Source organism: Kitasatospora sp. NPDC004669 (assembly GCF_040609455.1).
Taxonomy (GTDB): domain Bacteria; phylum Actinomycetota; class Actinomycetes; order Streptomycetales; family Streptomycetaceae; genus Kitasatospora.
The window spans coordinates 76,087-101,599 of record NZ_JBEXKB010000018.1; the positions used below are offsets into that span (position 1 = coordinate 76,087).

Sequence of the window (25,513 nt, forward strand, 5' to 3'; positions counted from 1 at the left end):
TCAACCGCGCAGGTCCACCCGCCAGTTGTTGCTGCGCATGAACCGCCCGGGCGGGAACTCGAAGTCCGTCTGGCCGAGCAGCGTGAACCCGGCCTTCGCGCAGACCGCGTTGGAGGCGGGGTTGTCCACCGACGGGAAAGCGTGCAGGTGGCGATGGGCGGCCTCGCGCCGAGCGGCGTCGACGGCGGCTCGGGTGGCGGCCACCGCGATGCCCCGACCCTGGTGGCCGGGCAGCACGTTCCACCCCATCTCGTGCACCGTCTCGCCCTCCCAGGTCCGGGTGCCGTAGCCGACCGTCCCGACCGCCTGGCCCTCGGGCAGCAGCACGATCCGGTACATGCAGCCCAGACCGGACGGGACGAAGTCCAGGTAGCGCCCGTGCCGGACGAGCAGCTGCTCCTCGGTCTCAGGCCCGCCGACGTGCTTCTTCATCTCCGGTGTGTTGACCCGGCGCAGCAGCGCGAGGTCGGCGTCGGTCCAGGGCTCGATCTGTACTGCCACGGTGGTCATACCTGGGGACGGTAGCGCCCGTCGGACTGCGTCGACCAGCGGTTTACCCGGCCGAGGGCCCCTGCTCGGTGGTGCCCGGCTGGGCCAGGGCGCGGGCGAGCTGCTCCAGCGCGGGCAGTGCGTGGACGACCGCCGCGCGGTCGGCCGGGTCGAGGGTGTCCAGGGCGGTGGCGATCCGGCGCTCGTGGGCGCGCTGCCAGTCGTCCAGCTGGCGTCGCCCGGCCGGGGTGAGGGCGATCCGGGCGGTGCGCCGGTCGCCGGGGTCGGCCTGGCGGTCCACGAACCCGGCCTCCAGCAGCTTGCCGATCAGCCCGCTGACGGTGTTGGGTGCGAGTCGCTGCCGGGCGGCGAGTTCGCCGACCCGCAGCGGCGCGGCGGCGAGCGTCTGGAGGAGTTCGACCTGCGCCATCGGCAGGGACTCCCACGGGTAGTCGGTGCGGATGCTGCTGCGCAGCGCGCGGCGCAGCCGGGTGACGGTGTCGGTCAGTCGCCGGGCGTGCTCGACCGCCGGGTCGGGGGTTTCGGTGGCGGGGTCGGGAACGTGCGGTGACGACGGCATGGCGGACAGCGTATCGCCTGGTACAGGGCGTTTCCGGGGCGCCGTCCGCCCGTCGGACGCGCCGTGGACGCAATGCGAGATGTTTCGTGTCGCATGGCGATCGGCTCGTAGAGAGAACATGTCTGCATCCGATATATTTGGGGCATGAACGCCACCGCCCTTGCCGCGCGCCTGCTCACCGAGCGGCCCCGGCCCCGCGGCATCGCCGGCTGGCGCCACGCCCACTGGCTGGCCGTCGGCACGGTCTGTCTCGGCGCCTTCCTCGGCCAGCTCGACGCCAGCGTCATCGCCCTCGTCTTCCCCGCCCTCGGCCGCCACTTCGACGCGGGATTCGCCGCCGTCGAGTGGGTCGCCCTCGCCTACCTGCTGGTCCTGGTCGCCCTGCTGGCCCCGATCGGCTGGCTGTCCGACCTGGTCGGCCGCAAGACGATGTACATCGGCGGCTTCGCCGTCTTCGGCCTCTCCTCGCTGGGCGCCGGGTTCGCCGGCAGTCTGTGGATCCTGGTCGCCTGCCGGGCGGTCCAGGCCGTCGGCGCCGCGATGATGCAGGCCAACAGCGTCGCCCTGGTCGCCCGCGGCGTCCCGGAGCGCGCGATGCGCCGCGCTCTCGGCATCCAGGCCGCCGCCCAGGGCCTCGGACTGGCGCTCGGCCCCAGCCTCGGCGGGCTGCTGGTGGAGCACGCCTCCTGGCAGTGGGTGTTCTGGGTCAACGTGCCGATCGCGGTGTTCGGCATCGTGGCCGGCTGGTACCTGCTGCCCCGCACCCGGATCCGTACCCCGGGGGCGGTTCCGACACCGCGCGACAGCGAGCCGCGGGCGCCCCGCTTCGACCTGCCCGGCATGCTGCTGCTCACCGGCGCGACCACCGCGCTGCTGCTCGCCCTGTCCACCGCCTCCGGCCTGCCCCTGCCCGGCTGGGCCGTCGCCGTGCTGCTGCTCGCCTCCGTCGTGCTGGCGCTCGCCCTGGTGCGCCAGGAGCGGCGGGCCGCCCGGCCGATCCTGGCGCTGGGGCTGGTGAACACCCCGGGCGTGCGGTCCGGGCTGGTGGTCGCGCTGATCGGCTACCTGCTGCTGTTCTGCCCGCTGGTGCTGGGCCCGGTGCTGCTCACCGGAGCGGGCGTGTCGACGGCCGCCGCGGGCCTGATGGTCACCCTGCTGCCGGCGGCGTTCGCGGTCGCCGCGACGGTCGGCGGCGCGCTGCTGCCCCGGGGCTGGTCGGACCTGGCCCGGTGCCGCTTCGGCGCGGGCCTCGCGGGTGCCGGGCTGCTGCTGCTCGCCCTGCTGCCGGTCTCCGGCGCGACGGTGGCGGCCCCACTGCTGGTCGCCGGGTACGGGCTGGGCCTGCTGCTGCCCGCCAACAACGCGCTGGTGATGCGGGCGGTCCCGGCGGAGTGCTCGGCCGTCGGCGGCGGCATGGTGAACATGGCGCGCAGCCTCGGCACCGCGCTCGGCATGGCGCTGTCCGTCCTCGGTGTCCACCTGGCGGGTGCGGCGTCCGGTGGGCGGACGGTGCTGATCGTCCTCGCCGTGGTCGCGGTGGCCGCCACCGCGCTGGCCCGGCCCGTCACCACCGGGGCCCGCCCCGCCGCCGCTACGCGGTGACGTTCAGGGCGTCCTGGGCCCGGTTCAGGCCGAGCCGCACCAGCGTCTCCAGGGCGTCCGCGCAGCGGTCCAACACCCCTGGCATCGCGGCCAGTTCGTCGTCCGAGAACTTCTTCAGCACGTGGTCGCCGATGCTCTGCCCCTTCGGCGGGCGGCCGATGCCGAACCGCAGCCGGATGAAGTCGCGGGTGCCCAGCACCTCGCCCACCGAGCGCGCCCCGTTGTGGCCGCCCGGCCCGCCGCCGCGCTTCAACTTGCCGGAGCCGTACGCGAAGTCCAGGTCGTCCTGGACGACCACCAGGCGCTCGACCGGCACCCCGTAGCGGCGCAGCAGGGCGGCCACCGGGCGGCCGGACAGGTTGATGGACCACAGCGGCTTGGCCAGCAGCACCCGGCGGCCGTCCACCTCGATCTCCGCGACCAGGGTGGCGAGCCCGCGCCGGCGGAACCGGGCGCCGTGCCGCTCGGCCAGCCGGTCCACGGTCAGGAAGCCGGCGTTGTGCCGGGTCAGCCGGAACCACGGGCCGGGGTTGCCCAGGCCGGCGATCAGCCAGGGCGCGTCGGCGGTGGTCGTACCAACGGTCATACGGGGTCTCCAGAAGTCGGGACGGCGGACGGCCGGGGCGCGGTGCGGACGGTACGGGACCGCCGCCGCGCCCCGGCCGTCCGGGGAAGCACTGCGGAACGGGGAGCTGCGGCCGTCAGGCCGCGGGCACGCCGGGGGCGGCGCCGCGCTCCTTGAGCATGTCGGTCATCAGCTCCAGCTCGGAGGTCTGGGCGACCACCATCGACTGGGCGAGCCGCTTCTCGACGTCGTTCTTCGCCAGGTCGACATAGCCCTGGGCCATCTCGACCCCGCCCTTGTGGTGCTCGATCATCAGCTGCAGGTAGTACACCTCGGCGTCCCGCCCGCTGAGCGAACGCAGCTTCGCCACCTGGGCGTTGGTGGCCATGCCGGGCATCAGCGAACCGTCGTGGGCCGCGTAGTCGTGGTCCATGCTCATCCACGCCATCGGCTTGGCGGTCGAGTGCTGCGACAGCCCCCACTGATCGAGCCAGCCCGTCATCATCCCGCGCTGGTTGGCCTGGGTGTTGATGATGTCGAAGGCCAGGGTGCGGGTCGGCTCGTCGCCGGTGCGGTCCCGGACGATGAACGACAGGTCCACCGCCTGCTGGTGGTGGGTCGCCATGTCGCGGGCGAACCCGGCCTCGGGCGAGTCGTCCGCCGGGACGGCCACCGAGGCCGTGCCGGAGGCCGACGAGCCGCTCGCCACCAGGGCCGGCACCCCGAGCGCCAGCGCCACCGCGGCGGCCAGCGCGGCCGGCCACCACAGCCGCCGACGGCCGGGGCGGGCCGCCGACTCCTCGGTCGCCTTCGCTGCCGTCGCGTCCTCCTCCGGGAGGTCGGCCGCCGAGGCCTCCTCGGGGCGGGCCGCGTCGGCGGTCACATCTGCCCCATGGTGCAGGAGGCGCCCGGCTCCTGGGTCTGCTTGCCCTGGACGTACTTGGTGAAGAACTGGTTCACCCGCGGGTCGCTGGCGCTGTCCACGACCAGCTGGGTGCTCCAGGCGTTCAGGGTGATGGTGCCCTGCTCGTCCGGGTACGGGCTCATCAGCGAGTACGGGGTGGTCTTGACCTTGTCGGAGAGGGTCTTGATGTCCTCCGGGGTGGCCTTGCCGTTGTACGTCACCCAGACCGCGCCGTGTTCCAGCGAGTGGACGGCACGCTCGTTCTCGACCGGCTGGTCGTAGACGTGGCCCATGCAGTCCAGCCAGATCGCGTTGTGGTCGCCGCCGACGGGCGGGGTCATCGGGTAGTTGACCTTCTCCTTGACGTGGTTGCGGCTCAGGTCGCCGAAGGTCTTCACGCCCGGGATGTCCGCGTTGGCGGCGGCCTCCCTGTCCTTCTTCTTCTGGTTCTGGTCCATGACGATCCAGGTGCCGGTGGCGATCGCGCCGATCACCAGTACACCGGCCACCACCGAGGCGATGACCTTGTTGCGGCGGTCGCGGCGCTCCTCGGCGGCGCGCAGCTCGGCGATCCGGGTGCGGCGGTCGGCGACGCCCTTGGCGCCGGGCTTGTTGGACTGCTTCGAAGCGGAACCCATGATGGTTGTCCTTGTCCCCGCCGCGCACGGCTGGTGGCGGCGGTCGGCTGTAGTGGGGGGAGGGGCGGACCCGCCGACGGCGAGCGTCGGCGGTGGGTTCCGCTCAGGACCGGTGGACCTGGAGTTCGTGCAGATCGGGCGCCGGGTGCGGGCCGTCCAGCAGCCCCGCCGGCACCACTCGGGGCAGCGCCTCGGGCGCCGGCGCGACAAGTGGTGAGACGGCGGGCTGCGGGTGCGGCGGCGGGTTCGGCAGTTGCGCGTCCTGCGGGCAGAACGGGTGGCTGGAGCAGCCGTTGTTGCGCGGCGGCTGGCCGTCGGCGGTGCACAGGATCCAGTGGTCCTGCTCCGCGGCGAGCCGCTGGTGGTGCTCGGACGTCCTGGCGGCGTGGCCGGCGTGGGGAGTCTGCGCAGTGGCCTCCGCGGCGCTGACCACCGAGACGGCGCTCGCCGGGGCCGGCGCCGGGCGGACGGGAGCGTCCAACCCGTTCGCCTGGCCCGCGCAGGGCAGCGCCGTCAGCAGGGCGACCAGCAGCAGGACCAACAGCGCACCCGCCGGGCGGCCCGCCAGTGCGGCCCTCCCCGGTCGGAGCGAGCTGGGGGCCGACGCGGTCATGCGCACATTTAATCAGCCGAACGGGTGAAGCGATGCCCCTCCTCGGGCCCCATTTTCAGCGGTCGGTGCCCCGCAATGTCCAGGAAACGCCCTGCTCGGGGCACATCCGGCAAGCCCGGACGGAACGGAAGTGAACACCGTGGTGACGGCCGCGCCACCGCCCGGCCGCGCCCCGACGAACCGCCTGGTGAGCGCGGTGGCCGGGATGATCCGGTCGGTGACCGGTTGTCGCCGAAACCCGGACAGGGTCGTCGCGCTTGGAGACAATGACGCCAGTCCGGCCCCGCCGGGGGCGGCGCGACCACGGACCGACCAGGAGCCGCCAGATGAGCAAGCAGGGTGCACCCGCACAGCCGCCCCGGCCGGGCGACGGCTGGTGGGACACGGTCTACGACGGCCCGGCGGGCACCCTCCCCGACACCCCGCACGCCGACCCGGGCGAGGGCAGCGTGGACGACTGGTTCGACACGGCGGTCGGGCTGATCGGGCAGCAGCGCTCGGCGGCGCCGGAGGCCGCTGCGGGGGAGAAAGCGGTGCCGGAGGCCGTCGCGGAGCCCGAGCCTGTGCCCGAGCCCGTGCCCGAGCCTGTGCCCGTGCCTGTGCCCGTGCCCGTGCCCGTGCCCGTGCCCGTGCCCGTGCCTGTGCCCGTGCCCGAGCCTGTGCCCGTGCCCGTGCCCGTGCCCGTGCCCGTGCCCGTGCCCGAGCCCGGGCCCGCGGCGGGTCGGGACAGCATCGACGACTGGTTCGACACCGCGGTCGGCGTGATCGAGGGGACCGGCGGGATCGGACGGCAGCGCACCTCGACGGAGACCCATCAGTTCCCCGCCCCCTCCTTCGCCGCCGACGCGCCCCGGGCGGAGGCCGTTGTTGCGCCCGCGCCCGGGCAGGAGGCCCAGCCGGAGCCGGAGCCCGACGCGCCGCCCGCCCCGGTCTCCCCGGAGAAGCCCGACCCGGTCCCCGCTCCCGTACCGGAACCGGAACCGGAGCCGGAACCCGCTCGCGCCCCTGAAACCGCCCGCGAACCCGAGCCCGACCCGGAGCCCGAGCCTGCCCCGCAACTCCCGGTCGCCAGGACCCCCGCCCCCGCCCCCGAACCCGAGCCCGACCACGCCCCCCAGCCCGACCCCGAACCCACGCCCCCCGTCCCCGACCCCCGCCTGGCCATCCGCGCCCCCCTCGCCGAGACCGGCCCCACCGTCCCGCACGTCGGCGAGCGCCCCCCGACCTACGGTCCCGAGCCGACGGCCGTACCGGAGACGGACCCGGGCTCGCTCGGCTCGGTCGTCCCGGACACCGCGCTGGAGGGCGCCCAGTACGGCAGCACCGTGCTGCGCGCCGTCTCCGTCCGGGGTGACTCCGCCCGCTACCGGGGCGAGCCGCGCCGCGACAGCCTGCTGGTGACCAGGTTCGGCGACGGCCCCGACGGTCTGCTGCTCGCCGTCCTCGCGGGCTTCGAGCGTACGGGTGACGCCGAGGACGAGACGCTCACCGCGCAGACCGTCGCCGCCGCCACCGGCGAGGCCTGCCGCCAGCTGGCCGCCGCGATCGGGCGCAGCCGGGCCGGCCTGGCCGCCGATCTGCGTGACGGCGCCCGGGACCGGCTGCGCTACGGCCTCCAGCGCCTGGCCACCAGCGCTGCGGCCCCGCTCCGCGCGCTGGCGCCCCGGGCCGAGGGGGACGACACGCCGTCCCCGGCCTCCCTGCACTGTCAGATGGTGTCGCTGGACCCGGCGGCGGGTTACCGTGCGGCCTTCGGCGTCGGCCCGGGCGGGCTCTACCTGCTGCGCTCCGGGCACTGGATCGACGCCTACGCGGCCCGGCTGCTCCACCACCCGGACGGCCAGCCGCCGGTGCCGGACGGCCCGGTGCCGGACCCTCGCCCGTTCCGTTTCCGGCTGGTCCCCGCCACCCCGGGCGACATCCTGCTGCTCTGCACCCCGGGCCTGGCCGGTCCGATCGCGGACGAGCCCGCCGTCGCCCACTTCCTCTCCGCGCACTGGGCGCACCCCCACCCGCCGGGCACGGTCGACTTCCTGCGCCAGGTCCAGGTCCGTGCCAAGGGCTACGCCGACGACCGCACGGCGGCCGCGATCTGGACCGAATGAGTCAACGCCCCTGCGCCGGAAGTCGGTCCGGCCGACGGCCGGTGCGTGCGGGTGAGCCCCGGTCGGTGCTCAGGCCCGTAGCAGGATGGTCGCGACCGCGGTGGCCTGGCCGAGGGCGGCGGGCCGGTCGGCCTCGGGCAGGCCGATGGCGATCGGGACGGCGAGGCCGTCGAGCAGGGCGCGCAGCTGGACGGCGCGGTCGGCGGCGGGGCCGGGGGTGAAGTGGCCGGCGGCGGTGCCCTCCTCGATGAGGGCGACCAGGTCGGCCTGCCAGGGGGCCTCGATCTCCTGCTGGCCCTGGCGGATCTCGGCGCTGGCGGGGGAGCGGCCCCACACCTCGACCCAGAGGATCCAGCGCGGGTCGCCGGGCCCCTCGGGCAGGTAGAGGCGCAGGTAGGCGTCGAGGCGCTGCCAGGGGTCGGGGGTGTGGTCGGCGAGGGCCTCGCGGCGGCGGGCGCCGAGCTGCTCCTCGCTCCAGCGGAGGGTCTCCAGCAGCAGCTGGTCCTTGCTGCCGAAGTAGTAGAGCAGGTGCCCGGCGCTCATCTGGAGCTGCTTGCCGAGCCCGGCCATGGTGAGCTTGGCGAGCCCGTGTTCGGCGATCGCGGCCCGGGCGGTGGCGAAGACCTCCTCGCGGGGGCGCGCCGGCCGGCGCGGGCGGGCGTCCGCCATGTGCAGTGCTCTCCCTCGGTGGTGCGGAGCTCAGAAGGCTACCCGGGCGGGAGCGCGCGGCTCCCGCCCGGGGCGGACGTCAGAGCGCCTTCGGCTGCTGCTGGGTGATGCAGTGGATGCCGCCGCCGTTGGCGAAGATCTCCCGGGCGTCGACGAGCTCGACGGTGCGGCCCGGGTAGGCCTTGGCGAGGATGTCGGCGGCCTCCTGGTCGCGCGGGTCGTCGAAGGCGCACAGCACGACCGCGCCGTTGGCCACGTAGTGGTTGATGTAGGAGTAGTCGACCGGCTCGCCGTCCTCGTCCAGCAGGACGGTGGGGGCGGGCAGTTCGATGACCTCCAGCGGGCGGCCCCGGGCGTCGGTGGAGGCGCGCAGGACGGAGACCAGCTCCTGGCAGACCTCGTGGTCCGGGTGGGCCGGGTCCGGCTGGACGTGGGCGACCACGACGCCCGGGCGGACGAAGGAGGCGACGATGTCGATGTGGCCGCGGGTGCCGAACTCGTCGTAGTCGCGGGTGAGTCCGCGCGGCAGCCAGATCGCCTTGGTGGTGCCGAGGAAGGCGTGCAGCTCGGCCTCGACCTCCTCCTTGGTCCAGTCGGCGTTGCGGCCCTCGCCGAGCTGGACGGTCTCGGTGACCAGCACCGTGCCCTCGCCGTCGACGTGGATGCCGCCGCCCTCGTTGATCAGCCGGGAGGCGAAGCGCTGAACGCCAGTCAGTTCGCCGATGTGCTCGGCGATGTGCTGGTCCTTGTCCCAGCGGGCCCAGGACTGCGCGCCCCAGCCGTTGAAGATCCAGTCGGCGGCGGCGACCCTGCCCTCGCCGTCGATCAGGAAGGACGGGCCGATGTCGCGCATCCAGGCGTCGTTGAGCGGGCGCTCGACGATCTCGACCCGATCGGAGACGTACCGGCGGGCGTCCGCCGTCTCACCGGTGTTGACGATCAGCGTCACCGGCTCGTACCGGACGATGGTGTCGGCGACGGCCGCCCAGGCCCGGCGGGCCGCGTGCAGCTGCTCGGGGCCGTCGAAGGTGGGGTTGGCGGTCGGGAAGGCCATCCAGGTGCGGTCGTGGGGGTGCCACTCGGCGGGCATCCGGTAGCCGAGGGAGGCGGGCGTGGGGGTGGTCATCATCAGGTCCTTGAGGGAGGATCAGAGGAAGTAGAGGCGGCTGAGCGAGACGCTGTCCGCGGGTTCGGAGCGCAGCGGCGAGCCGTCCAGCGAGACCAGCCCGGTCTCGGTGACCTCGACCTGGCCGATCCGGGCGTTGCGCACCATGTCGCGCGGCCCGATGCCGCGGGTGCCCCGGACGCCGACGCGCCGGCGGCGGGTGGGCAGTCCGTCGGCGGGGCGGTCGAGGTAGGCGCCGTCGGCGGCGGCCTGGGCGACGAAGGCCACCGAGATGTCGGCGGCGGTCGCGCCGTGGGCGCCGAACTGCGGCCCCAGGACGAGCGGTTCGCAGCGGTCGGTGGAGGCGTTGGGGTCGCCGACCACGCCGTAGGCGGGGAAGCCGGCCTTGAGGACGAGCTGCGGCTTGGCGCCGAAGTGGTCCGGGCGCCACAGCACGATGTCGGCGAGCTTGCCGACCTCGATCGAGCCGACCTCGTGGGAAAGGCCGTGCGCGATGGCCGGGTTGATCGTCAGCTTGGCGATGTAGCGCAGCACGCGCTCGTTGTCGTCGCCGCTCTCGGCCGTCCCGTACGAACCGGTGCCGTCCAGTGGGCCGAGCTCGGTCTTCATCTTGCCGGCCATGGCGAAGGTGCGGCGCACCGTCTCGCCGGCCCGGCCCATGCCCTGGGCGTCGGAGGAGGTGATGCCGATGACCCCGAGGTCGTGCAGCACGTCCTCGGCGCCCATGGTGCCGGCCCGGATGCGGTCGCGGGCCATCGCGGCGTCGCCGGGCAGGTCGACCTTGAGGTCGTGCGCGGAGACGATCATGTCGAAGTGCTCGCCCAGCGCGTCCCGGCCGAACGGCAGGGTGGGGTTGGTGGAGGAGCCGATGACGTTCGGCACGCCCGCCATCTTCAGCACGTTGGGGACGTGCCCGCCGCCGCAGCCCTCGATGTGGAAGGCGTGGATGGTCCGGCCCTCCAGCACCTTCAGGGTGTCCTCGACGGAGAGGCACTCGTTCAGGCCGTCCGTGTGCAGGGCGACCTGGACGTCGTACTCCTCGGCGACCCGCAGTGCGGTGTCCAGGGCGCGGGTGTGGGCGCCCATGTCCTCGTGCACCTTGAAGCCGGAGGCGCCGCCCTCGGCCAGCGCCTCGATCAGCGGGGCGTCGTCGGAGGACGAACCGCGGCCCAGGAAGCCGATGTTGACGGGCCAGGCGTCGAAGGCGTTGAACGCGTGGCGCAGCGCCCAGGGTGAGTTGACGCCGACGCCCCAGACCGGGCCGAACTCCTGGCCGATGATCGTGGTGACACCGGAGGCCAGCGAGGCCTCCATGATCCGCGGCGAGAGCAGGTGGACGTGGGTGTCGATGGCGCCGGCGGTGGCGATCAGGCCCTCGCCGGAGACGATCGTGGTGCCGGTGCCGACCACCACGTCCACGCCGTCCAGGGTGTCCGGGTTGCCGGCCCGGCCGATCGAGGCGATCCGGCCGCCGATCAGACCGATGGACGTCTTGCGGATGCCCTGGACCGCGTCGATCACCAGCACGTTGCTGATCACCACGTCGCAGGTGTCGCGGACGGCGGCGGGCTTGAGGTGCAGGCCGTCGCGGGCGGTCTTGCCGAAGCCGGCCAGGAACTCGTCGCCGGGCGCCTGGGAGTCGGACTCCACGCGGACGATCAGGCCGCTGTCGCCGAGCCGTACCCGGTCCCCGGCGCGCGGACCGTGCACGGAGATGTAGTCGTGGGGGGAAATGGCGGTCATGCCCCCACCTCGCTGCGCTCGGTGGGCCACGCCCGCGTGGCGGCTCTGTTCGATTGCTCGCTCCGCTCGCTCATGCCCCCACCTCGCTGCGCTCGGTGGGCCACGCCCGCGTGGCGGCTCTGTTCGATTGCTCGCTCCGCTCGCTCATGAGGGCACCTCCGTGTCGTCGAAGCTGGTCAGGTAGCCGGTCGCGCGGGCCTTCGCGAGGGCGGCCTCCTTCGCGCCGGGCGCGTCCAGGGGCCCGTCCACGAGCCCCGCGAAGCCGATCGCGACCCGCTCACCGCCGATCGGCACCAGGCCGACCTCGACGGTGGCGCCCGGGTCGAAGCGCACCGAGGAGCCGGCCGGGACGGCCAGGTGGGTGCCGTAGGCGGCGGCGCGGTCGAAGGCCAGACGCGGGTTGGCCTCGAAGAAGTGGAAGTGCGAGGTGACCGAGATCGGCACCTCGGAGGTGTTGTGGACGGGGAGCAGCAGCGTCTCCTCGACCGGGTCGTAGCCGACTCCGTCGCCGATCAGCGCGCCACCGGGGGCGTGGTCGCCGAGCGAGCCGGCGCCCTTGAACGGGTCGTTGATGACGGCGAGGCGGGTGCCGTCCTCGAACACGGCCTCGACCTGGACGACGGTGACCACGTCCGGCACACCGGGCAGGACGTCGTCGGCGGTCAGCACGGAGCGGCCGGCCTCGATGGCCGCGGCCAGGCGCAGGCCGTCGCGGGCGGCCTCGCAGACGGTGTCCGCGATCAGGGCGGTCGCCTCGGGGATGTTGAGGCGCACGCCCCGGGCGCGGCGGGCGCGGGCCAGTTCGGCTGCTGTGAAGATCAGCAGCCGGTCCCGCTCGGTGGGGGTCAGTCGCACGGTTCCTCGCTCGCTCGTCGCCGGGGAGGGGGTCGGCTCGGGGCCGGGGGGCTTCCGGGGTGATGTTCGGACCATCGTTTAGAACGTCGTTCAAACACCTCGGGACATTGAACCCGGACCGGGCCGCCCTGTCCAGCGTTGCCGCTCCGGCCGGGTCCGGCCTGTCGGGCGGGCGGCGAGGGTGAGGGCGGGCGCCCGACGGGGTGGGGAGGGCGTTCGGCGGGGGCGCGGGGCCCGGCGCGCGGCGGTGGCGGAGGCGGGGGCGCGCGGTCCGGCGCACGGTCCGTACGGGCGCCGGGTGTGCGCGGGATCGGGTGGGGGCGGACTCGAAAACCGCCTCTGCGCTTCGCAAACCTGTCCGGCGCGGGCAGTTGGATCACGTGAACCTCCCCGTGCCCCTTTCACCCCACGTGATCGGACGCACACTGTTGCAAACGCCGTCAACTGGGCATGAGGATGGTGGTCAGAACGAGGGGGCCACCCGGCCGGCGGGGGATCCGGAGGCGGGGGCCCGGATTTGAGGGCGGGGGCATGTGTTGATGGACGGTCAGTCGCGATTCCCGAGGCAGCGGACGAGTTCGGGCGACGCCTACCGGTCCGGGTCGGCCCAGGGCCCGGCGGTCGGCACCGGGACGACCGTGTCGGGCGCGTCGGCGCCCGGGTGCGCCTTGCACCGCCGGCTGCATCTGACGCTCGACCCGGCCGACCTGATCGCGGTCGGCGCGGTCCGGCACCGGCTGCGCACGGAGCTGAGCCGCTGGGGGGTGCCGGAGCTGTCCGACACCGCCGAGCTGCTCTCCTCCGAGCTGGTCACCAACGCGCTGCTGCACACCGGCAAGGGCGCCGTCTTCGACGCGGTGCTCGGCTCGGACAGCCGGCTGCGGGTCGAGGTGCAGGACGGCGCGAGCCGGCTGCCCGGGCGCCGCCGCGATCCGGAGGCCGAGTACGCGACCTCGGGGCGCGGCCTGACGCTGGTGGAGGCGCTCGCGGACTCCTGGGGGGTGCAGCTGAGAGGCGACGGCAAGGTCACCTGGTTCGAGCTCGCCCTGCCGTAGGCGCTGTCGCGAGTCCCGCCGCAGGACCGGGCGCCGGGTCACTCGCGCACACCGCCCGCGCGATTGTTCGTCATCGATTGATCCGTTCTCGAAGCAAGCCCTGAACAGAAGGCGGAACGCAAGATTTCCGGCCCGTTGCCATTGCCGCTCGGCCGAACATTGGCCAGGATGGTGGGAATGTGTGTCCACGTGCGGGAAGCAGCGGGGAGACCGAACCTCGACTGACCACCGTCCGTCGGCACCGTCCGATCCAGCACGACCCATCACATCGCCACGCGGCCCGTCCGGACGGTCGGCGCGGTCCGCCATGGCAGCGGCAGGAGCAGCATGCCCACTGAGCCCGAGTCGCCGGGGCCGGCGCTTCCCCCCGGCGCGTCCGCCGTGGAGCCGCTGCCAGCCGCCCGCCCGCCCGCGCAGGCCACGCGTCGGAACCCGCTGCGCACGCCCCCCGTGCTCGCCTCCGGTCGGCTGGCCCCGGTGCTGTCCGGCGGACTGCCGCCCTCCTCCGCCGACACCATGCCGGACTGGCTGGAGCCCGCGATGGCCGCCAACGGCATCGGCTCCTTCGACTGGGACATCCGCCGCGACGTCCTGGAGGGCGACCAGCGCGCCTGCACGATCATCGGCCTGGACGACGTCGAGCGCGGCCGCTTCGACCGCACCGCCGCCTCCTTCCTCTCCCTGCTGCACCCCGAGGACGCGCCCGTGGTGCGCCGCCGGGTCGAGCGCGCGGTGACCGAGCTGGGCCAGTGCGGCGCCTACTACCGCACCGTCGGGCCGAACGGCACCATGCGCGCGGTGCGCTTCCGCGGCCGGGTGCTCGCCGACGCCTTCGGCCGCGCCTCCCGGATGGTGGGCTTCGTCTGGGACGCCACCGTCGAACTGCACAAGCGCGACCGCGCCGACCGGCTCGCCCTGCTGCGCGAGGAGCGCTCCCGGTTCATCAAGGAGGCCGCCCGCGCCCTCTCCGAGGCGGTCACCGTCCGGGACGTCGCCCGGGTCTTCACCGGGCTGCCGCTGCCCGGACTGCCCCCGGACGGCCTGGTGCTCGCCTCCTTCGAGGCCGGCCGGGCGCAGATCCTCGGCGCCTCCGGCTACCGCTCCGAGTCGCTCGCGGTCTGGGACCGCGCCGTGCTGCCGCCCGGCCACCCCGCCGCCGAGGCGCTCCGGTACCGCGCCCCGGTCTTCGTCTCCAACCGCGAGGAGTTCCGCGAGCGCTACGGCGACGTCTGGGAGCGGACCAGCCGTACCGGCCGCGGTTCCTGGGCCTACCTGCCGCTGGTGGCCAGCGGCCGGGCGATCGGCGTCTGCGTGGTCAGCTTCGACGACGAGCGCGAACTGGACGCGGACGAGCGCACCCTGCTCACTACCCTGGGCGGACTGGTCGCCCAGTCGCTGGCCCGGGCCCGGCTGCACGACGCCGAGCACGAGCTGGCGGCCGGCCTGCAGCGGGTGATGCTGCCGCGCACCGTCCCCTCCATCCCCGGGGTGACCACCGCCGTGCGCTACCTCGCGGCCGGCTCCGGCCTGCAGATCGGCGGCGACTGGTACGACGTGGTGCCGCTGCCCGGCGGGCACGTCGGCCTGGTGATCGGCGACGTCCAGGGCCACGACGTGCACGCCGCCGGCATCATGGGCCAGCTGCGGATCGCGCTGCGCGCCTACGCCGCCGAGGGCCACCCGCCCGCCGCGGTGATGGCCCGCGCCTCCCGCTTCCTCGCCGACCTGGACACCGACCACTTCGCCACCTGCACCTACGCCGAGGTCAACGTGGACTACGGCGTGGTCTACGCGGTGCGAGCCGGCCACCTCGACCCGGTGGTGCGCCGCGCCGACGGCACCGCCGCGGTGCTGCCGGTGGCCGGCGGGCTGCCGCTGGGCATCGACCCGGACCAGGAGTACCGGGTCACCCGGTTCAGCCTGGACCCGGGCGAGACCGTGCTGCTGTGCACCGACGGCCTGGTCGAGGCGCGCGGCACGGACCTGGACGAGGGCATCGGCCGGCTCACCCGCGCACTCGCCCGTCCGCTGCCGGCCGTCGAGGAGGCGGCCCGCGACCCGCTGGAGGACCTGGCCGACCGGATCGCCTCCCAGGCCGCCGACTCCAGCGAGCGCGAGGACGACATAGCGCTGCTGCTCCTGCGCTGGGACGGTCCCGCGGACGGGCTCACCACCCAGCAGCTGCGCCGCCGGATCGGCCAGGCCGACCTGGCGCGGATCGCCGAGGTCCGCGCCGAACTGCGCGACGCGCTGCGCCGCTGGGGCGTCGCCGAGTTCATCGACACCGCCGAGCTGCTCTCCTCCGAGCTGGTCACCAACGCCATCCGGCACACCGACCGGGACGCCATGTTCACCGCCCGGCTCTACCGCGAGTCGGCCTCGGACGGCGGCCGGGCCCGGCTGCGGGTCGAGGTGGAGGACGAGTCCGATCTGTGGCCCACCCGACGCACGCCGGGGGAGCAGGCCTCCTCCGGCCGCGGCCTGATGCTGGTCGAGGCACTGGCGGACGCCTGGGGCGTGGAGCCGCGCGGCTCCGGCAAGCGGATGTGGTTCGAACTCAGCGGGGCGAGCGCCGCATAGGGCGTGTCCGACGATTCGCGGTGGATCAGCGCGCGGCGAGGTGCGTGCCCCGGCGTCGCGCGCCCGGCGCGAATCGTCGGACACACCCTTACGACCGTCTGACACCGACTGGGACGGGCGTGGCCCGAAGGAGCGTAACCTGAAGACAGGTCACGCGCCCCGGCGCGTCCCGGCAGCCGACGAGGGTGTGTGGCTCGGGCTCGCCACTCGAAGGCGGGCAGCCATGACCACTCTGCGGAACCCGAGGATCACGCCATGGTGTCGATCTTCCATCACTACGCGGACACGGACGGCGAAGCCGCCGAGTCCCCCACCCTCCCGCTGCCGCCCCCGCAACGGCAGCCCGTCCCGCCGCGCTACCCCATCGAGGGCGTCACCCGCCTCCCGCTGATCTACGTGCGCGGCTTCGCCGGTGGCACCAGCGGCATCGACAAGCAGGTCGACGACCCCTTCTACGGATTCAACGACGGCTCGACCCACATCCGGGTCGGCGGCGACGGCAACGCCCAGTACTACCAGTTCGAGAGCCCGCTGCTGCGGCTCTACGCCGAGGACGGCTACCACCCGCTGATGGCCGGTGACCCGAAGGCCTACCTGGAATCCTGCGGGGCCGGGACGGTGGACCGGGCGACCATCTGGATCCACCGCTTCTACGACGCCTCCGCCGACACCTTCAGCAAGCAGGCCACCGACTTCGACATCGAAGCGGCGGCCCGCGACCTGTACGAACTCGTCCAACTGGTCCGCGAGAAGACCGGTGCGGACAAGGTCGATCTGATCGCCCACTCGATGGGTGGCCTGATCTGCCGCAGCATGCTCCAGAAGTGGTCGTACGAGGGCCTCGGCGACTTCCGGCCCACCGTTCCCGGCAAGGACCTGGTCGATCGGCTGTTCACCTACGGCACACCGCACGGCGGGATCACCTTCGCGGTCGGCGGCGGTCTGCTCGACGAGTTCATGGAGGACCTCGGCCCGGTCGGCTCCGACATCTTCTCGCCCGAGACGATGTACGGCTACCTGGTGCCGGGCGTCGAGTACCGCACCGAGGCCCCGGAAGGCTGGCAGGCGAACCGGATCCCGGCCGAGGCCTTCGATCCCGACCGGATCTTCTGCCTGATCGGCACGGACCCCGGCGACTACGGCATGGCGCAGAAGGTGGTGGGCCCGCAGAGTGACGGCCTGGTCGCGATCCGGAACGCCTCCGTGGAAGGCGCCCACCGCGCATACGTTCACCGCTCGCATTCGGGCCGCTACGGTCTGGTCAACTCGGAGGAGGGGTACCAGAACCTGCGCCGCTTCCTGTTCGGCCGCAAGCGGGTCGCGATCGAACTCGCCGGCCTGGAGCCCTGCCCGCCCGACGCCGCCGGCCGCCGGTCGTTCTGGCAGGGCGAACTCCAGTTGTCGGTCCGCGGACTGCCCGTCGTGCTGCACCAGCAGCTGGCGGCGCACTACTGCCCCGTCACGCTGGAGCCCGACCCCGACGGCGCCCCCGTCCCGCTCACCACGGTCTTCCTGTTGGACCCGCTGACCATGCCCGCCGACGGCACGAACACGCCCGTGTCGCCACCGTCGCGCTACGCGCTGCACCTGCGGGTCTCCCGGCTGACCGAGGAGCACGGACTGCTGTTCTGGCGCGACCACCTCGCCCAGACGGCGGACTGGGACGACACGCTGATCGTCGACGTCGGTCACGAGGCCGACGACCCCAAGGGCGAGCTGCGTCTCTGGGCCGCCTGGAACTCCCAGCTGCCGGTCGCGATCGCCGACCGGAATCCGGTCGGCGACAGCCCGCTCGACGTGGAGCGGGACGCGGTGTCCGTGCCCCTCCCGCCGAGCGCGGGTCGGCTCCTCGGAACCGACACGGCGCTCGTCCTCAAGCCCTCGGTCTGGGAGTGATGCCGTCGACGTGATCCCCCGTAGCCCGTCAGCCGAACTGCTGCTCCAGGTCCTTGAGTTTGCGCTCCAGTGAGTCCAGCCGGGGCAGCGTGACGGTTTCCTCGTCCACGGTGAGGTCGATGGTGCGCCGCTCCGGACGGGCCGGCAGGCCCGGCTGGACGACGGCGCCCTCGGCCGCGCCGACCTCGGGCGGCCCGCCCTCACGGGATCCGGTGGCACCGACCCCGGGCCGCTCCGGCCCGGGCCCGCCGGCTATGGAGGGCTCCGGGCCGGACTCCAACTGCCGTGCGGCGCCGCCGCGTCCGCGCCAGTGGCCGCTGCTCCGGTTGATCGCCCGGATCTCGGCCCGCTCGCGGCGGCCCGCCAGCTTGCGTCGCTCCTTCTCCAGCACGCGTTCCCGCTTGTCCTCGCGGACCTCGTCGACCGCCTCGTCCAGGCTGCGCACGCCCTCCAGCAGCATCAGCGACCAGGCCGCGTAGGTCTCGCGCGGGGCGCGCAGCCAGCGGACTATGCGGATCTGCGGCAGCGGGCGGGGCACCAGGCCCTGTTCGCGCAGCGCGGCCCGGCGGGTCTGCTTGAGCGCGCGGTCGAACAGGACCGCAGCGGACAGCGACATGCCGGAGAAGAACTGGGGGGCGCCGGCGTGGCCGAAGCCGCGCGGGGCGTGCACCCAGTTGAACCAGGCCGAGGCGCCGGCGAACAGCCAGACCAGCAGCCGGGAGCCGAGCGCGGCGTCGCCGTGGCTGGCCTCGCGCACGGCGAGCACCGAGCAGAACATCGCGGCGCCGTCGAGCCCGAACGGGACGAGGTACTCCCAGCCGCCGGAGAGGCCGAGGTTCTGCACGCCGAAGCCGACCAGCCCGTGGAAGGAGAGCGCGGCGGCGACGCCGGCACAGCAGAACAGCAGCGTGTACGAGGCGGCGCCGTACAGGGACTCCTTGTGGCGGCGCCGTTCCTCGGAACGCTCCCAGGAATCCGCGCCGCCGGCGGTCGCGGATCCCCGGCCCCGGGCCAGGGCCACCAGGAGTGCGCTGACCAGCAGCCCAGCAACCCCGGTGACGGCCCAGCCGAGCGGTATGTCGGACAATTTCATCGCCGGAACCAGCCTCGCTTTCCTGCGTCGCTTTCCTGCGTCGTGATGGCGGGGACCATCATGACGGATGCTCGGCGGGGGAACGGCTGATTCGCTGCCAATGCGCTGAGGAGAGGGATTTCTGATCCGGCGGCAATCGCATTGTCGTATGAATGTGAAGCGGATTGTTCCCGAAATCGCGGGCTTTTCGGTCCCGGAATCGGACGGATTTCCGTCAACCCCGTGTGACGCCGGGGTGGTGCGGCTCAGCGCCGCCGGATCCGGGGGCAGCCGCCGCACATGTCCTTGGGCTCCACGGTGTACACGAGGCAGCAGCTGGCCCGGGCCCGGTCGGTGTCCGAAGCACCCGGTGCACCACGCGAAGCACCGGCGCGATCGGGCGCCGGGTCCGCGAAACCGGCGCCCGGGGTGAAGGGGGCCGGGGCGGGAGTGGGATACCGGCCCGCGCCGGGCGCGTGCGCGGGCTCGGCGGGTGCGGTGGATTCCGTCGGCCCGGTCGGCTCCCCGGGCGCCAGCAGCGCGGTCAGCTCGGCGCGCGCCCGCTCCCGCTCCCCGAGCAGCCCGCCCGCGTACCCGAGTCCCTCCACCACCGCGTCGGTGGCCATCGCCCACAGCACCCGCGGCCCGCGTCGCACCTCCGGCCCGAAGGCGGTCAGCACCGGCCCGAGGAACTCGGCCAGCGCGCGACGGAGTTCGGCGGCCAGCGCGTGCTCGTCCGCCGCCGTACGGGCCTGCGAGGAGCCGGCCGCCGGGTCGTCCGGCAGGCAGACGAAGGCCTCCGGACGGACCGTCAGCTCGACCGAGTTCGGGCCGCGGTGGACCGCGACGTCGTCCAGGCCGAGCAGCGGGACGCGCCGCTCCAGGAACCACGGCACGGTGAACAGCAGCGAGACCGGCCAGACGAAGCGGTGCAGCCCGAAGCCCGCCGCCACGTCCGGGCGCAGCGGCCGCCCGTAGCGGGCGAGGCCCTGCCGGGCGTCGTGGGCGACCAGCTCGCGCACCGCCCCGGGGTCCGCGACCAGGGCGGCGGCGGTCAGCTGGCCCTCGCCCCGCCGGGGCGGGGCGCAGCGCACGCTCACCACCGGGGTGAGCACGGCAAGTCGGTGGTACGACGGCGCGCAGGGGGCGGGGGAGTCCGGCGCGGGGCCGTGGGTGTGCGCCGCGGTGGTGCGGGGGGCGCACGGCGCGGGGCCGGGCCGGGTGCTGCTCGCGGTCATGGGCGGGCCCCATCGGGTCGACCGGGGCCGCCGCTGGACCGCCCGGCGGGCCCGGACGCCACGGCGACCGGGCCCGGCCGGACCGGGGCACGGCGGTGCCCGGGGAACGGCAAGGCGACCCGTCCGGGGCGCTGCTCGCCCCGGACAGGTTAGGCTCACCTTAGCTGATTATTCCCCGGGTCTCGCTGGTGATGCGTCCGCCCGGGCGAGGCCCCGGCGCGCGGGCGGTGCCCGGGGGCGTGGCGGACAGCTGGCGTGCGAGCCAGACCGGCACCCCGCCCAGGGCGTGCACCAGTCGGGCGGCCTCGGCGCGCAGCCGCGTCGCCTCGGCCGGCTCGGACACCTCGGCGAGCGCCGCGAGCGCCGGCGCCACCCCCACGGTGAAGCCGAGTTGCTCGCGCAGCCGCAGCGAGGCGTCGAACCCCTCCCGGGCGTTCACGCGGTCCCCGCGCGAGAGCGCCAGCGCGGCCAGGTGCCGCCAGGTGTACGAGCGCAGCAGTTCGTCCCCCCGCTCGCCCGCGCCCTCGTGTGCCCTCCGGTAGGCGATCCAGGCGGCGCTGCGGTCGCGCAGCAGGTTCTCGGCGACCAGCCCGCGCCGGAAGTCCAGCAGCGGGCGGCCCGGCGCGTCCGGCGGCAGCAGGGCCGAGGTGCGGCCGAGCGCGGCCTGGGCCTCGTCCAGTCGGTCGCGGGGGCCGAGCACGCTCGCCAGGTACGCCAGGAAGCCGCGGGCGCAGGCGGCGGCCGCGCGCTGCTCGGTGCCCTCCGCCAGAGCCTCGGCCAGTCGCAGCGCCTGTTCCGCCTGGGCCCAGTGCGCGGCGGTGAACAGGCACTGCTCGATGAGGAGTTCGGCCCGCGCGAGGGCGGCCGTCGGGTCGTGTTCGGCGGCCGGGCGCAGCAGTTCGGCGGCCTCCTGCCAGCACCCCCGGGATCGCAGCCGCCACACGGTGTCGCCCGGTTCCTCCGCTGCCGCCCGCCCCCGCCCGTCCGGATCGCTCGGGCCCCATCCGTGCTCCGACAACGCCACCTCCTTGTGTGCGCCATCCGGCAAGGGCGCGGACCTGCCCCTGAGGCCCGGCCGTCACGGTCCGTTCGCATGGTGACGGCAGGGCGAAAGGCCCACGCTGTGGCGGCAATTCAACACGGGGGTGAGCTTGTGCACCAGATCACGAGCGGAGGTTGTTGCTTTTGGTGGGGAAATGATCTAGTGGGGCGGCCAGGCGGCGGTCAGGAGGTCCAGCCGGTCTCCATCAGGGCCTCGGCGGCGCCGTTGGCGGGCTGCGGAACGCCGGCCAGGTCCAGGCTGAACAGGGCGACCAGCAGCTGTTCGCCGCGCACGGTGGCCTGGTGCGAGTACCCGGCCAGGGTGAACATGGCGGCGGCCATCTCCTCGGCGTGCAGGGTCTGCAACCACAGGCACTCGACCGACTTCACGTCGGCCGGCTCGGTCCAGGTGTCCACCTGGGCGACCATCCGGCTGCCCAACAGGGTCACCCCGTCGCGCTCCTGAGCCTCGGTCAGCTCCAGGTCGTCGAAGCCCAGCCACTCCAGGTAGCGGGCGGCGGTGAACACCGCGTCCTGCGAGGTGCGCACCGGGTGCGGGCGGAACGGTGAGCGGTGGCGGAACGGGCGGGAGCGCCCGGCCGAGCCCCCGGGCGGCGCGGGCGGGGCCGGCACCGGGGCGCCCATCGGGTGGGCCGGGTGCGGGCGGGAGGCCTGCGGGCCGGGGGCGGCGAGCGGGCCGGCCGTACCACTGCCCAGCCGGGTGGCGCGGTCCACCGGCAGTCGGACGGTGGCCCCGCAGTTGCAGGTGAACTCGGGCTGCGGCCACTGGTCGGAGCGCCCGCAGTGCGGGCAGCGCATGCTCAGCCAGGAGTCCTCCCAGGACCGGAACCGCACCTGCACCGGCACCCCGCCGCGCAGCAGCGGCACCTTCAGCGAGGCGCCGCACGGACACGGCAGCGACGGCGGTTCGTACAGGTGCTCGCGGCGGCAGGCGGGGCAGCGGATCGCCCGGGCGCCACCGCCCGCCCCGGGCCCTGGCCGCGCGGGGTCGTGTCCGGTGAAGTCGTCGGGCAGTCCTGCCATCGCGGGCTCCGTCCGTCGGTGTCGGGTGGGTGGGACGATTCCCATGCTCCCCGAAACGCCCGGTTTTGGGCGCGGAATGGGGCAATCCTCAGGGTCGGATCAGGGAACGCCGTCCGGGAGGGGCGATGCCGACACCCATCGCGGGGAGGATGCGCGGTCGGCGTACGGAGGATGCTCAGTGCGCGGACCAGCGTGCCAGGTCGGCGGGGGTGTCCAGGTCGTCCGGGACGGCCACGTCCGCGCACTCGACCAGGACCAGTTCCCCGGCGCGCGCCGCCAGCAGGGCGCGGGCCCCGGCGTCGCCGGCGGCCCCGGCGGCCGCCTCCGCGAAGTGCCGGGCGCCGATCAGCACCGGGTGCCCGCGCCGCCCGTCGTACGCCGCCGCGGCCAGCTCGGCGCCCGCCCGGTGCGCGGCCAGCAGCCGGGCCACCGCGGCCGGGGTGACGCCCGGGGTGTCCACCAGCATCACCAGCACCGCCGGGGCCCCGGGCGGCAGGGCGGCCAGCCCGGCCCGCAGCGAGGAGCCCATGCCGTCCGCCCAGTCCGGGTTGGCCACCAGCCGGCAGCCCGGCAGGTGCGCGGTGGCCCGTACCCGCTCGCCCTCCGCCCCGAGCACCACCGTCACGTCCGGGCAGCCGCCGGCCCGTACGGTGGCCACCGCGTGCTCCACCAGCGGCCGGCCCGCGTACCGGACCAGCGCCTTGGGCCGCCCGCCGAGACGGCGCCCGCCCCCGGCGGCGAGGACGAGGGCCGGGACGGCGGCTGCTGCGTTCTGCATGGGCCCAGCCTGCCCGGTGGGGCCGGGCTCGCGCAGCACCCTCGCGGTTGTACGAATCCACAAGGCGAAGGCGCAGGTCGCGGGCGGTCCCCGGCTGTTCGGCCGCTGGCCTCGCGGGCGCCCGCCCTCTGTACTGGCTCGATGAACACCGCACCGAACACCGAGCCGCGGCACCCGCTGGTGGACCGCTTCGGCCGGGTCCACACCGACCTGCGGGTCTCGCTGACCGACCGCTGCAATCTGCGCTGCACGTACTGCATGCCGGCACAGGGGCTGGACTGGCTCGCCCGGGCCGCGGTGCTCGACGACGACGAGCTGGTGCGGCTGGTGCGGATCGCCGTGGAGCGGCTCGGGATCCGCTCGGTGCGGCTGACGGGCGGGGAGCCGTTGCTGCGGCGGGGGGTGGTGGGGCTGGTCGGGCGGCTGGCGGCGCTGGGGGTGGAGCTGTCGCTGACGACCAACGGGATCGGCCTGGCCCGTACGGCTGTCGGGCTGCGGGAGGCGGGACTGGGGCGGGTGAACGTCAGCCTGGACACCCTGCGGCCGGAGCGCTTCGCGGCGCTCACCCGGCGGGACCGGATCGGCGATGTGTTCGCCGGGCTGGCGGCGGCGAAGGCCGCCGGGCTGGCCCCGGTGAAGATCAACGCGGTGCCGGTGCGCGGGGTGAACGAGGACGAGATCGTCCCGCTGGTCGAGTTCGCCGTCGAGCGCGGCTACCGGATGCGCTTCATCGAGTCCATGCCCCTGGACGCGCAGGGCGCTTGGGAGCGCGACGCGATGGTGACGGCGGACGAGATCCTGGCGCGGCTCGGCGAGCGCTTCGACCTGGTGCCGGTCGGGCGGCACGGCAACGCCCCCGCGGAGGAGTGGCGGATCGCCGGGACGCAGGCGGCGGTCGGCGTGATCGCCTCGGTGACCCGCCCGTTCTGCGGCGGCTGCGACCGGGTGCGGCTGACCGCCGACGGGCAGCTGCGCAACTGCCTGTTCGCCACCGAGGAGTCCGATCTGCGCGCCCTGCTGCGCGGCGGCGCGGACGACGACCGCATCGAGGCGACCTGGCGGACCTCGGTGGCGGGCAAGGGTCCCGGACACGCCATCGACAGCGCCGGGTTCGTCCGCCCCGACCGCCCGATGTCCGCCATCGGCGGCTGACAGCAGGCGGAGCGTGGGCTTCGACGTGCTCTTGGGGTCCTCGCGGCGTCGGCCGATTCCTCAAGCGACCTCCCGAGCGACTCCTGCGCGACTCCCGCGAGACCTTCCGGGCGTCCCCGGGCGATCCCCCGGGTGGGTATGAGGCGGGTGCGGTGTGCCCCGGGCCGGGGGCGGGTGGTATTCGTGGGCGGTGGCCCCGATGATCCCCCGCCTCCCGCGGCGCGCCCTGCCCGCCCTCGCCGTCCTCCTGCTCGCCCTGCCGGCCGGCTGCACCGGCCCGGGCGGTCGGCACGCCTCGGGCGCCCCGACCACCCGCCCGCCGCTCGCCGAGCGGGCCGCCGTCGGCGCCTCCCCGGCCCTGAAGGGGTTCTACGACCAGCGGATCGACTGGACGCCCTGCCCCGACCAGGGCGACGGCGACCAGGACGAGCCGGTCGTGCAGTGCGCCACCCTCAAGGTCCCGCTGGACTACGCCGACCCCGGCGGTCGCACCATCGGGGTCGCCGTCGCCCGGGTGCCCGCCGCCGACCCCGACACGCGGCTCGGCTCCCTGCTGCTCAACCCCGGCGGGCCCGGCGGCTCCGGAGTCGGCATGGCCCGCTGGCGCTGGAAGGGCTACGGCCCGCTGCACGACCACTACGACCTGGTCGGCTTCGACCCGCGCGGCGCCGGCGACACCACCCCGGTGCACTGCCTGGACGACCGCACCCGCGAGGAGTGGACCAGCACCGACGACCCGACCTACGACCACGGCCGGATCCTCGCCGACGCCTGCCAGGCCCGGCACGCCGACCTGTTGCCGCACCTCGGCACCCGCGACAGCGCCCGGGACATGGACGTGCTGCGCGGCGCCCTCGGCGAGCGCAAGCTCGACTTCCTCGGCCTCTCCTACGGCACCTACCTCGGCGTCCTCTACGCCGAGGAGTTCCCCGACCGCACCGGCCGGCTCGTCCTCGACGGCGCCGTCGAGCGCAGCACCGACCTGGTGCACCTCAACGGCGAACAGGCCGTCGCCATGGAGGCCGAGTTCCGTGCCTTCGCCGCCGACTGCGCCGCCGACGGCGGCTCCTGCCCGCTCGGCAGTGACCCGGCCACCGCCCCGAACCGGCTCGCGGACTTCCTCGACGGCCTCAAGGACCACCCGCTGCGCGCCTCCGACGGCCGTATCGTCACCGCCGCGCTCGGCTGGGCCGGCGTCATCGACGCGCTCAACGACGGCGCCCGCTCCTTCCAGCGGCTGCGCGGCGCCCTCGAACCGGCCCTCGCCCACGGTGACGTCGACGAACTGCTCAAGCTCGCCGACGGCGCCAACGGCCGTGAGGAGGACGGCCGTTACGAGACCGCCGCGGACGCCTTCGCGGCCATCCACTGCGCGGACGCCCCGATGGCGCCCACCGGGCAGGAGGTGGCCGGGGCCCTCGCCGACCTCGCCGCCGAGGCCCCGCTGACCACCCGGCACGACCCCGGCGCCACCCTGTTCGCCCCGGACTGCCGCCCCTGGCCCTACCGTTCGCCGGAGCGGCCGCACACCGTGACCGCGCCCGGCAGCGCCCCGATCCTGGTGGTCGGCTCCACCGGCGACCCGGTCACCCCCTACCCGTGGGCGCAGCGGATGGCAGCCGGACTGCCGCACGCCGTGCTGCTCACCCGCGACGGCGACGGGCACATCGCGTACGACAAGAGCGGGTGCGTGCGCGACGCCGTCACCGCGTTCCTGGTGGACGGCCGGATGCCGGCGGCCGGGGCGCGCTGCTCGTCCGACTGACGG

Annotated in this window: 22 protein-coding genes; 7 read left to right on the forward strand and 15 right to left on the reverse strand. The window is 74.6% G+C overall.

The genetic code is table 11. The features are described 5' to 3' along the window. Positions 1-510: a GNAT family N-acetyltransferase gene (locus ABZW30_RS17730; RefSeq protein ID WP_355672018.1), complete on the reverse strand. Its 510-nt coding sequence runs from the start codon at positions 508-510 to the stop codon at positions 1-3. A gap of 43 nt (positions 511-553) precedes the next feature. Then, the gene (locus tag ABZW30_RS17735) at positions 554-1,069 is read right to left on the reverse strand and encodes a MarR family transcriptional regulator (RefSeq protein WP_355672019.1); all 516 of its coding nucleotides are present in this window, start codon (positions 1,067-1,069) and stop codon (positions 554-556) included. A 144-nt stretch (positions 1,070-1,213) separates the two neighbouring features. On the opposite strand from ABZW30_RS17735, the gene ABZW30_RS17740 reads away from it, so the two are divergent. Continuing rightward, complete coding sequence (locus ABZW30_RS17740; RefSeq protein WP_355672020.1) at positions 1,214-2,671, forward strand: MFS transporter; 1,458 nt, start codon at positions 1,214-1,216, stop codon at positions 2,669-2,671. Here the strand turns inward: ABZW30_RS17740 and pth are convergent. The 4 genes from pth to ABZW30_RS17760 form a co-directional block, all read right to left on the reverse strand. Next, positions 2,661-3,257, reverse strand: coding sequence for an aminoacyl-tRNA hydrolase (gene pth, locus ABZW30_RS17745; protein WP_355672021.1), 597 nt, complete (start codon positions 3,255-3,257; stop codon positions 2,661-2,663). The genes ABZW30_RS17740 and pth overlap by 11 nt on opposite strands. Positions 3,258-3,372: 115 nt before the next feature. After that, complete coding sequence (locus ABZW30_RS17750; RefSeq protein ID WP_355672087.1) at positions 3,373-3,957, reverse strand: DUF305 domain-containing protein; 585 nt, start codon at positions 3,955-3,957, stop codon at positions 3,373-3,375. Between the two features lie 158 nt (positions 3,958-4,115). Continuing rightward, on the reverse strand, positions 4,116-4,778 hold the full coding sequence (locus ABZW30_RS17755) for a DUF3105 domain-containing protein (protein WP_355672022.1): 663 nt from the start codon (positions 4,776-4,778) through the stop codon (positions 4,116-4,118). Between the two features lie 103 nt (positions 4,779-4,881). Next, positions 4,882-5,391, reverse strand: a complete 510-nt coding sequence (locus ABZW30_RS17760) for a hypothetical protein (protein WP_355672023.1) — start codon at positions 5,389-5,391, stop codon at positions 4,882-4,884. Between the two features lie 326 nt (positions 5,392-5,717). Here ABZW30_RS17760 and ABZW30_RS17765 point away from each other — a divergent pair, with 326 nt between their 5' ends. Further along, entirely contained in the window at positions 5,718-7,496 is a 1,779-nt protein-coding gene (locus tag ABZW30_RS17765; RefSeq protein WP_355672024.1) for a hypothetical protein, read from the forward strand. Between the two features lie 69 nt (positions 7,497-7,565). Here the strand turns inward: ABZW30_RS17765 and ABZW30_RS17770 are convergent, their stop codons facing one another. From ABZW30_RS17770 to ureA, 4 genes are all read right to left on the reverse strand, one after another. Continuing rightward, a complete protein-coding gene (locus tag ABZW30_RS17770) occupies positions 7,566-8,165 on the reverse strand; it encodes a TetR/AcrR family transcriptional regulator (protein ID WP_355672025.1) in 600 nt (199 codons plus the stop codon). 79 nt (positions 8,166-8,244) lie between these two features. Beyond that, on the reverse strand, positions 8,245-9,294 hold the full coding sequence (locus tag ABZW30_RS17775) for an agmatine deiminase family protein (protein ID WP_355672026.1): 1,050 nt from the start codon (positions 9,292-9,294) through the stop codon (positions 8,245-8,247). Positions 9,295-9,312: 18 nt separating this feature from the next. Beyond that, positions 9,313-11,034, reverse strand: coding sequence for an urease subunit alpha (locus ABZW30_RS17780; protein WP_355672027.1), 1,722 nt, complete (start codon positions 11,032-11,034; stop codon positions 9,313-9,315). 144 nt (positions 11,035-11,178) lie between these two features. Further along, positions 11,179-11,889: an urease subunit gamma gene (ureA, locus tag ABZW30_RS17785; protein WP_355672028.1), complete on the reverse strand. Its 711-nt coding sequence runs from the start codon at positions 11,887-11,889 to the stop codon at positions 11,179-11,181. Positions 11,890-12,557: 668 nt separating this feature from the next. Between ureA and ABZW30_RS17790 the strand changes: the two genes are divergently transcribed. From ABZW30_RS17790 to ABZW30_RS17800, 3 genes are all read left to right on the forward strand, one after another. Continuing rightward, positions 12,558-12,944 carry an ATP-binding protein gene (locus ABZW30_RS17790; protein ID WP_355672029.1) on the forward strand — a complete coding sequence of 129 codons (387 nt, stop codon included), beginning with the start codon at positions 12,558-12,560 and terminating at the stop codon, positions 12,942-12,944. A 327-nt stretch (positions 12,945-13,271) separates the two neighbouring features. Beyond that, positions 13,272-15,524 (forward strand): SpoIIE family protein phosphatase, encoded by a 2,253-nt coding sequence (locus ABZW30_RS17795; RefSeq protein ID WP_355672030.1) that lies wholly within the window; start codon positions 13,272-13,274, stop codon positions 15,522-15,524. 255 nt (positions 15,525-15,779) lie between these two features. Then, positions 15,780-17,420, forward strand: a complete 1,641-nt coding sequence (locus ABZW30_RS17800) for an alpha/beta hydrolase (RefSeq protein WP_355672031.1) — start codon at positions 15,780-15,782, stop codon at positions 17,418-17,420. Positions 17,421-17,448: 28 nt separating this feature from the next. Here ABZW30_RS17800 and ABZW30_RS17805 read toward each other — a convergent pair whose 3' ends face one another. The 5 genes from ABZW30_RS17805 to ABZW30_RS17825 form a co-directional block, all read right to left on the reverse strand. Further along, positions 17,449-18,513, reverse strand: coding sequence for a DUF2637 domain-containing protein (locus ABZW30_RS17805; RefSeq protein ID WP_355672032.1), 1,065 nt, complete (start codon positions 18,511-18,513; stop codon positions 17,449-17,451). Positions 18,514-18,758: 245 nt separating this feature from the next. Beyond that, positions 18,759-19,730: a (2Fe-2S)-binding protein gene (locus ABZW30_RS17810; RefSeq protein ID WP_355672033.1), complete on the reverse strand. Its 972-nt coding sequence runs from the start codon at positions 19,728-19,730 to the stop codon at positions 18,759-18,761. 160 nt (positions 19,731-19,890) lie between these two features. Beyond that, positions 19,891-20,673 (reverse strand): hypothetical protein, encoded by a 783-nt coding sequence (locus tag ABZW30_RS17815; RefSeq protein ID WP_355672088.1) that lies wholly within the window; start codon positions 20,671-20,673, stop codon positions 19,891-19,893. 281 nt (positions 20,674-20,954) lie between these two features. Then, positions 20,955-21,815, reverse strand: a complete 861-nt coding sequence (locus ABZW30_RS17820) for a hypothetical protein (RefSeq protein ID WP_355672034.1) — start codon at positions 21,813-21,815, stop codon at positions 20,955-20,957. A 175-nt stretch (positions 21,816-21,990) separates the two neighbouring features. Beyond that, positions 21,991-22,593 carry a nucleotidyltransferase family protein gene (locus ABZW30_RS17825; protein WP_355672035.1) on the reverse strand — a complete coding sequence of 201 codons (603 nt, stop codon included), beginning with the start codon at positions 22,591-22,593 and terminating at the stop codon, positions 21,991-21,993. Positions 22,594-22,734: 141 nt separating this feature from the next. On the opposite strand from ABZW30_RS17825, the gene moaA reads away from it, so the two are divergent. Together moaA and ABZW30_RS17835 are read left to right on the forward strand one after the other, a co-directional pair. Further along, positions 22,735-23,745 carry a GTP 3',8-cyclase MoaA gene (moaA, locus tag ABZW30_RS17830; protein ID WP_355672036.1) on the forward strand — a complete coding sequence of 337 codons (1,011 nt, stop codon included), beginning with the start codon at positions 22,735-22,737 and terminating at the stop codon, positions 23,743-23,745. 199 nt (positions 23,746-23,944) lie between these two features. Beyond that, positions 23,945-25,510, forward strand: coding sequence for an alpha/beta hydrolase (locus ABZW30_RS17835; RefSeq protein ID WP_355672037.1), 1,566 nt, complete (start codon positions 23,945-23,947; stop codon positions 25,508-25,510). Positions 25,511-25,513: the final 3 nt, after the last annotated feature.

Excerpts from the sequence above, each read along its gene's own strand:
- ABZW30_RS17730 (WP_355672018.1), bottom strand. The coding sequence starts at position 510 with ATGACCACCGTGGCAGTACAGATCGAGCCCTGGACCGACGCCGACCTC.
- ABZW30_RS17735 (WP_355672019.1), bottom strand. The coding sequence starts at position 1,069 with ATGCCGTCGTCACCGCACGTTCCCGACCCCGCCACCGAAACCCCCGAC.
- ABZW30_RS17740 (WP_355672020.1), top strand. The coding sequence starts at position 1,214 with ATGAACGCCACCGCCCTTGCCGCGCGCCTGCTCACCGAGCGGCCCCGG.
- pth (WP_355672021.1), bottom strand. The coding sequence starts at position 3,257 with ATGACCGTTGGTACGACCACCGCCGACGCGCCCTGGCTGATCGCCGGC.
- ABZW30_RS17755 (WP_355672022.1), bottom strand. The coding sequence starts at position 4,778 with ATGGGTTCCGCTTCGAAGCAGTCCAACAAGCCCGGCGCCAAGGGCGTC.
- ABZW30_RS17760 (WP_355672023.1), bottom strand. The coding sequence starts at position 5,391 with ATGACCGCGTCGGCCCCCAGCTCGCTCCGACCGGGGAGGGCCGCACTG.
- ABZW30_RS17765 (WP_355672024.1), top strand. The coding sequence starts at position 5,718 with ATGAGCAAGCAGGGTGCACCCGCACAGCCGCCCCGGCCGGGCGACGGC.
- ABZW30_RS17770 (WP_355672025.1), bottom strand. The coding sequence starts at position 8,165 with ATGGCGGACGCCCGCCCGCGCCGGCCGGCGCGCCCCCGCGAGGAGGTC.
- ABZW30_RS17775 (WP_355672026.1), bottom strand. The coding sequence starts at position 9,294 with ATGATGACCACCCCCACGCCCGCCTCCCTCGGCTACCGGATGCCCGCC.
- ABZW30_RS17780 (WP_355672027.1), bottom strand. The coding sequence starts at position 11,034 with ATGACCGCCATTTCCCCCCACGACTACATCTCCGTGCACGGTCCGCGC.
- ABZW30_RS17795 (WP_355672030.1), top strand. The coding sequence starts at position 13,272 with ATGCCCACTGAGCCCGAGTCGCCGGGGCCGGCGCTTCCCCCCGGCGCG.
- ABZW30_RS17800 (WP_355672031.1), top strand. The coding sequence starts at position 15,780 with ATGGTGTCGATCTTCCATCACTACGCGGACACGGACGGCGAAGCCGCC.
- ABZW30_RS17805 (WP_355672032.1), bottom strand. The coding sequence starts at position 18,513 with ATGAAATTGTCCGACATACCGCTCGGCTGGGCCGTCACCGGGGTTGCT.
- ABZW30_RS17810 (WP_355672033.1), bottom strand. The coding sequence starts at position 19,730 with ATGACCGCGAGCAGCACCCGGCCCGGCCCCGCGCCGTGCGCCCCCCGC.
- ABZW30_RS17820 (WP_355672034.1), bottom strand. The coding sequence starts at position 21,815 with ATGGCAGGACTGCCCGACGACTTCACCGGACACGACCCCGCGCGGCCA.
- ABZW30_RS17825 (WP_355672035.1), bottom strand. The coding sequence starts at position 22,593 with ATGCAGAACGCAGCAGCCGCCGTCCCGGCCCTCGTCCTCGCCGCCGGG.
- moaA (WP_355672036.1), top strand. The coding sequence starts at position 22,735 with ATGAACACCGCACCGAACACCGAGCCGCGGCACCCGCTGGTGGACCGC.
- ABZW30_RS17835 (WP_355672037.1), top strand. The coding sequence starts at position 23,945 with ATGATCCCCCGCCTCCCGCGGCGCGCCCTGCCCGCCCTCGCCGTCCTC.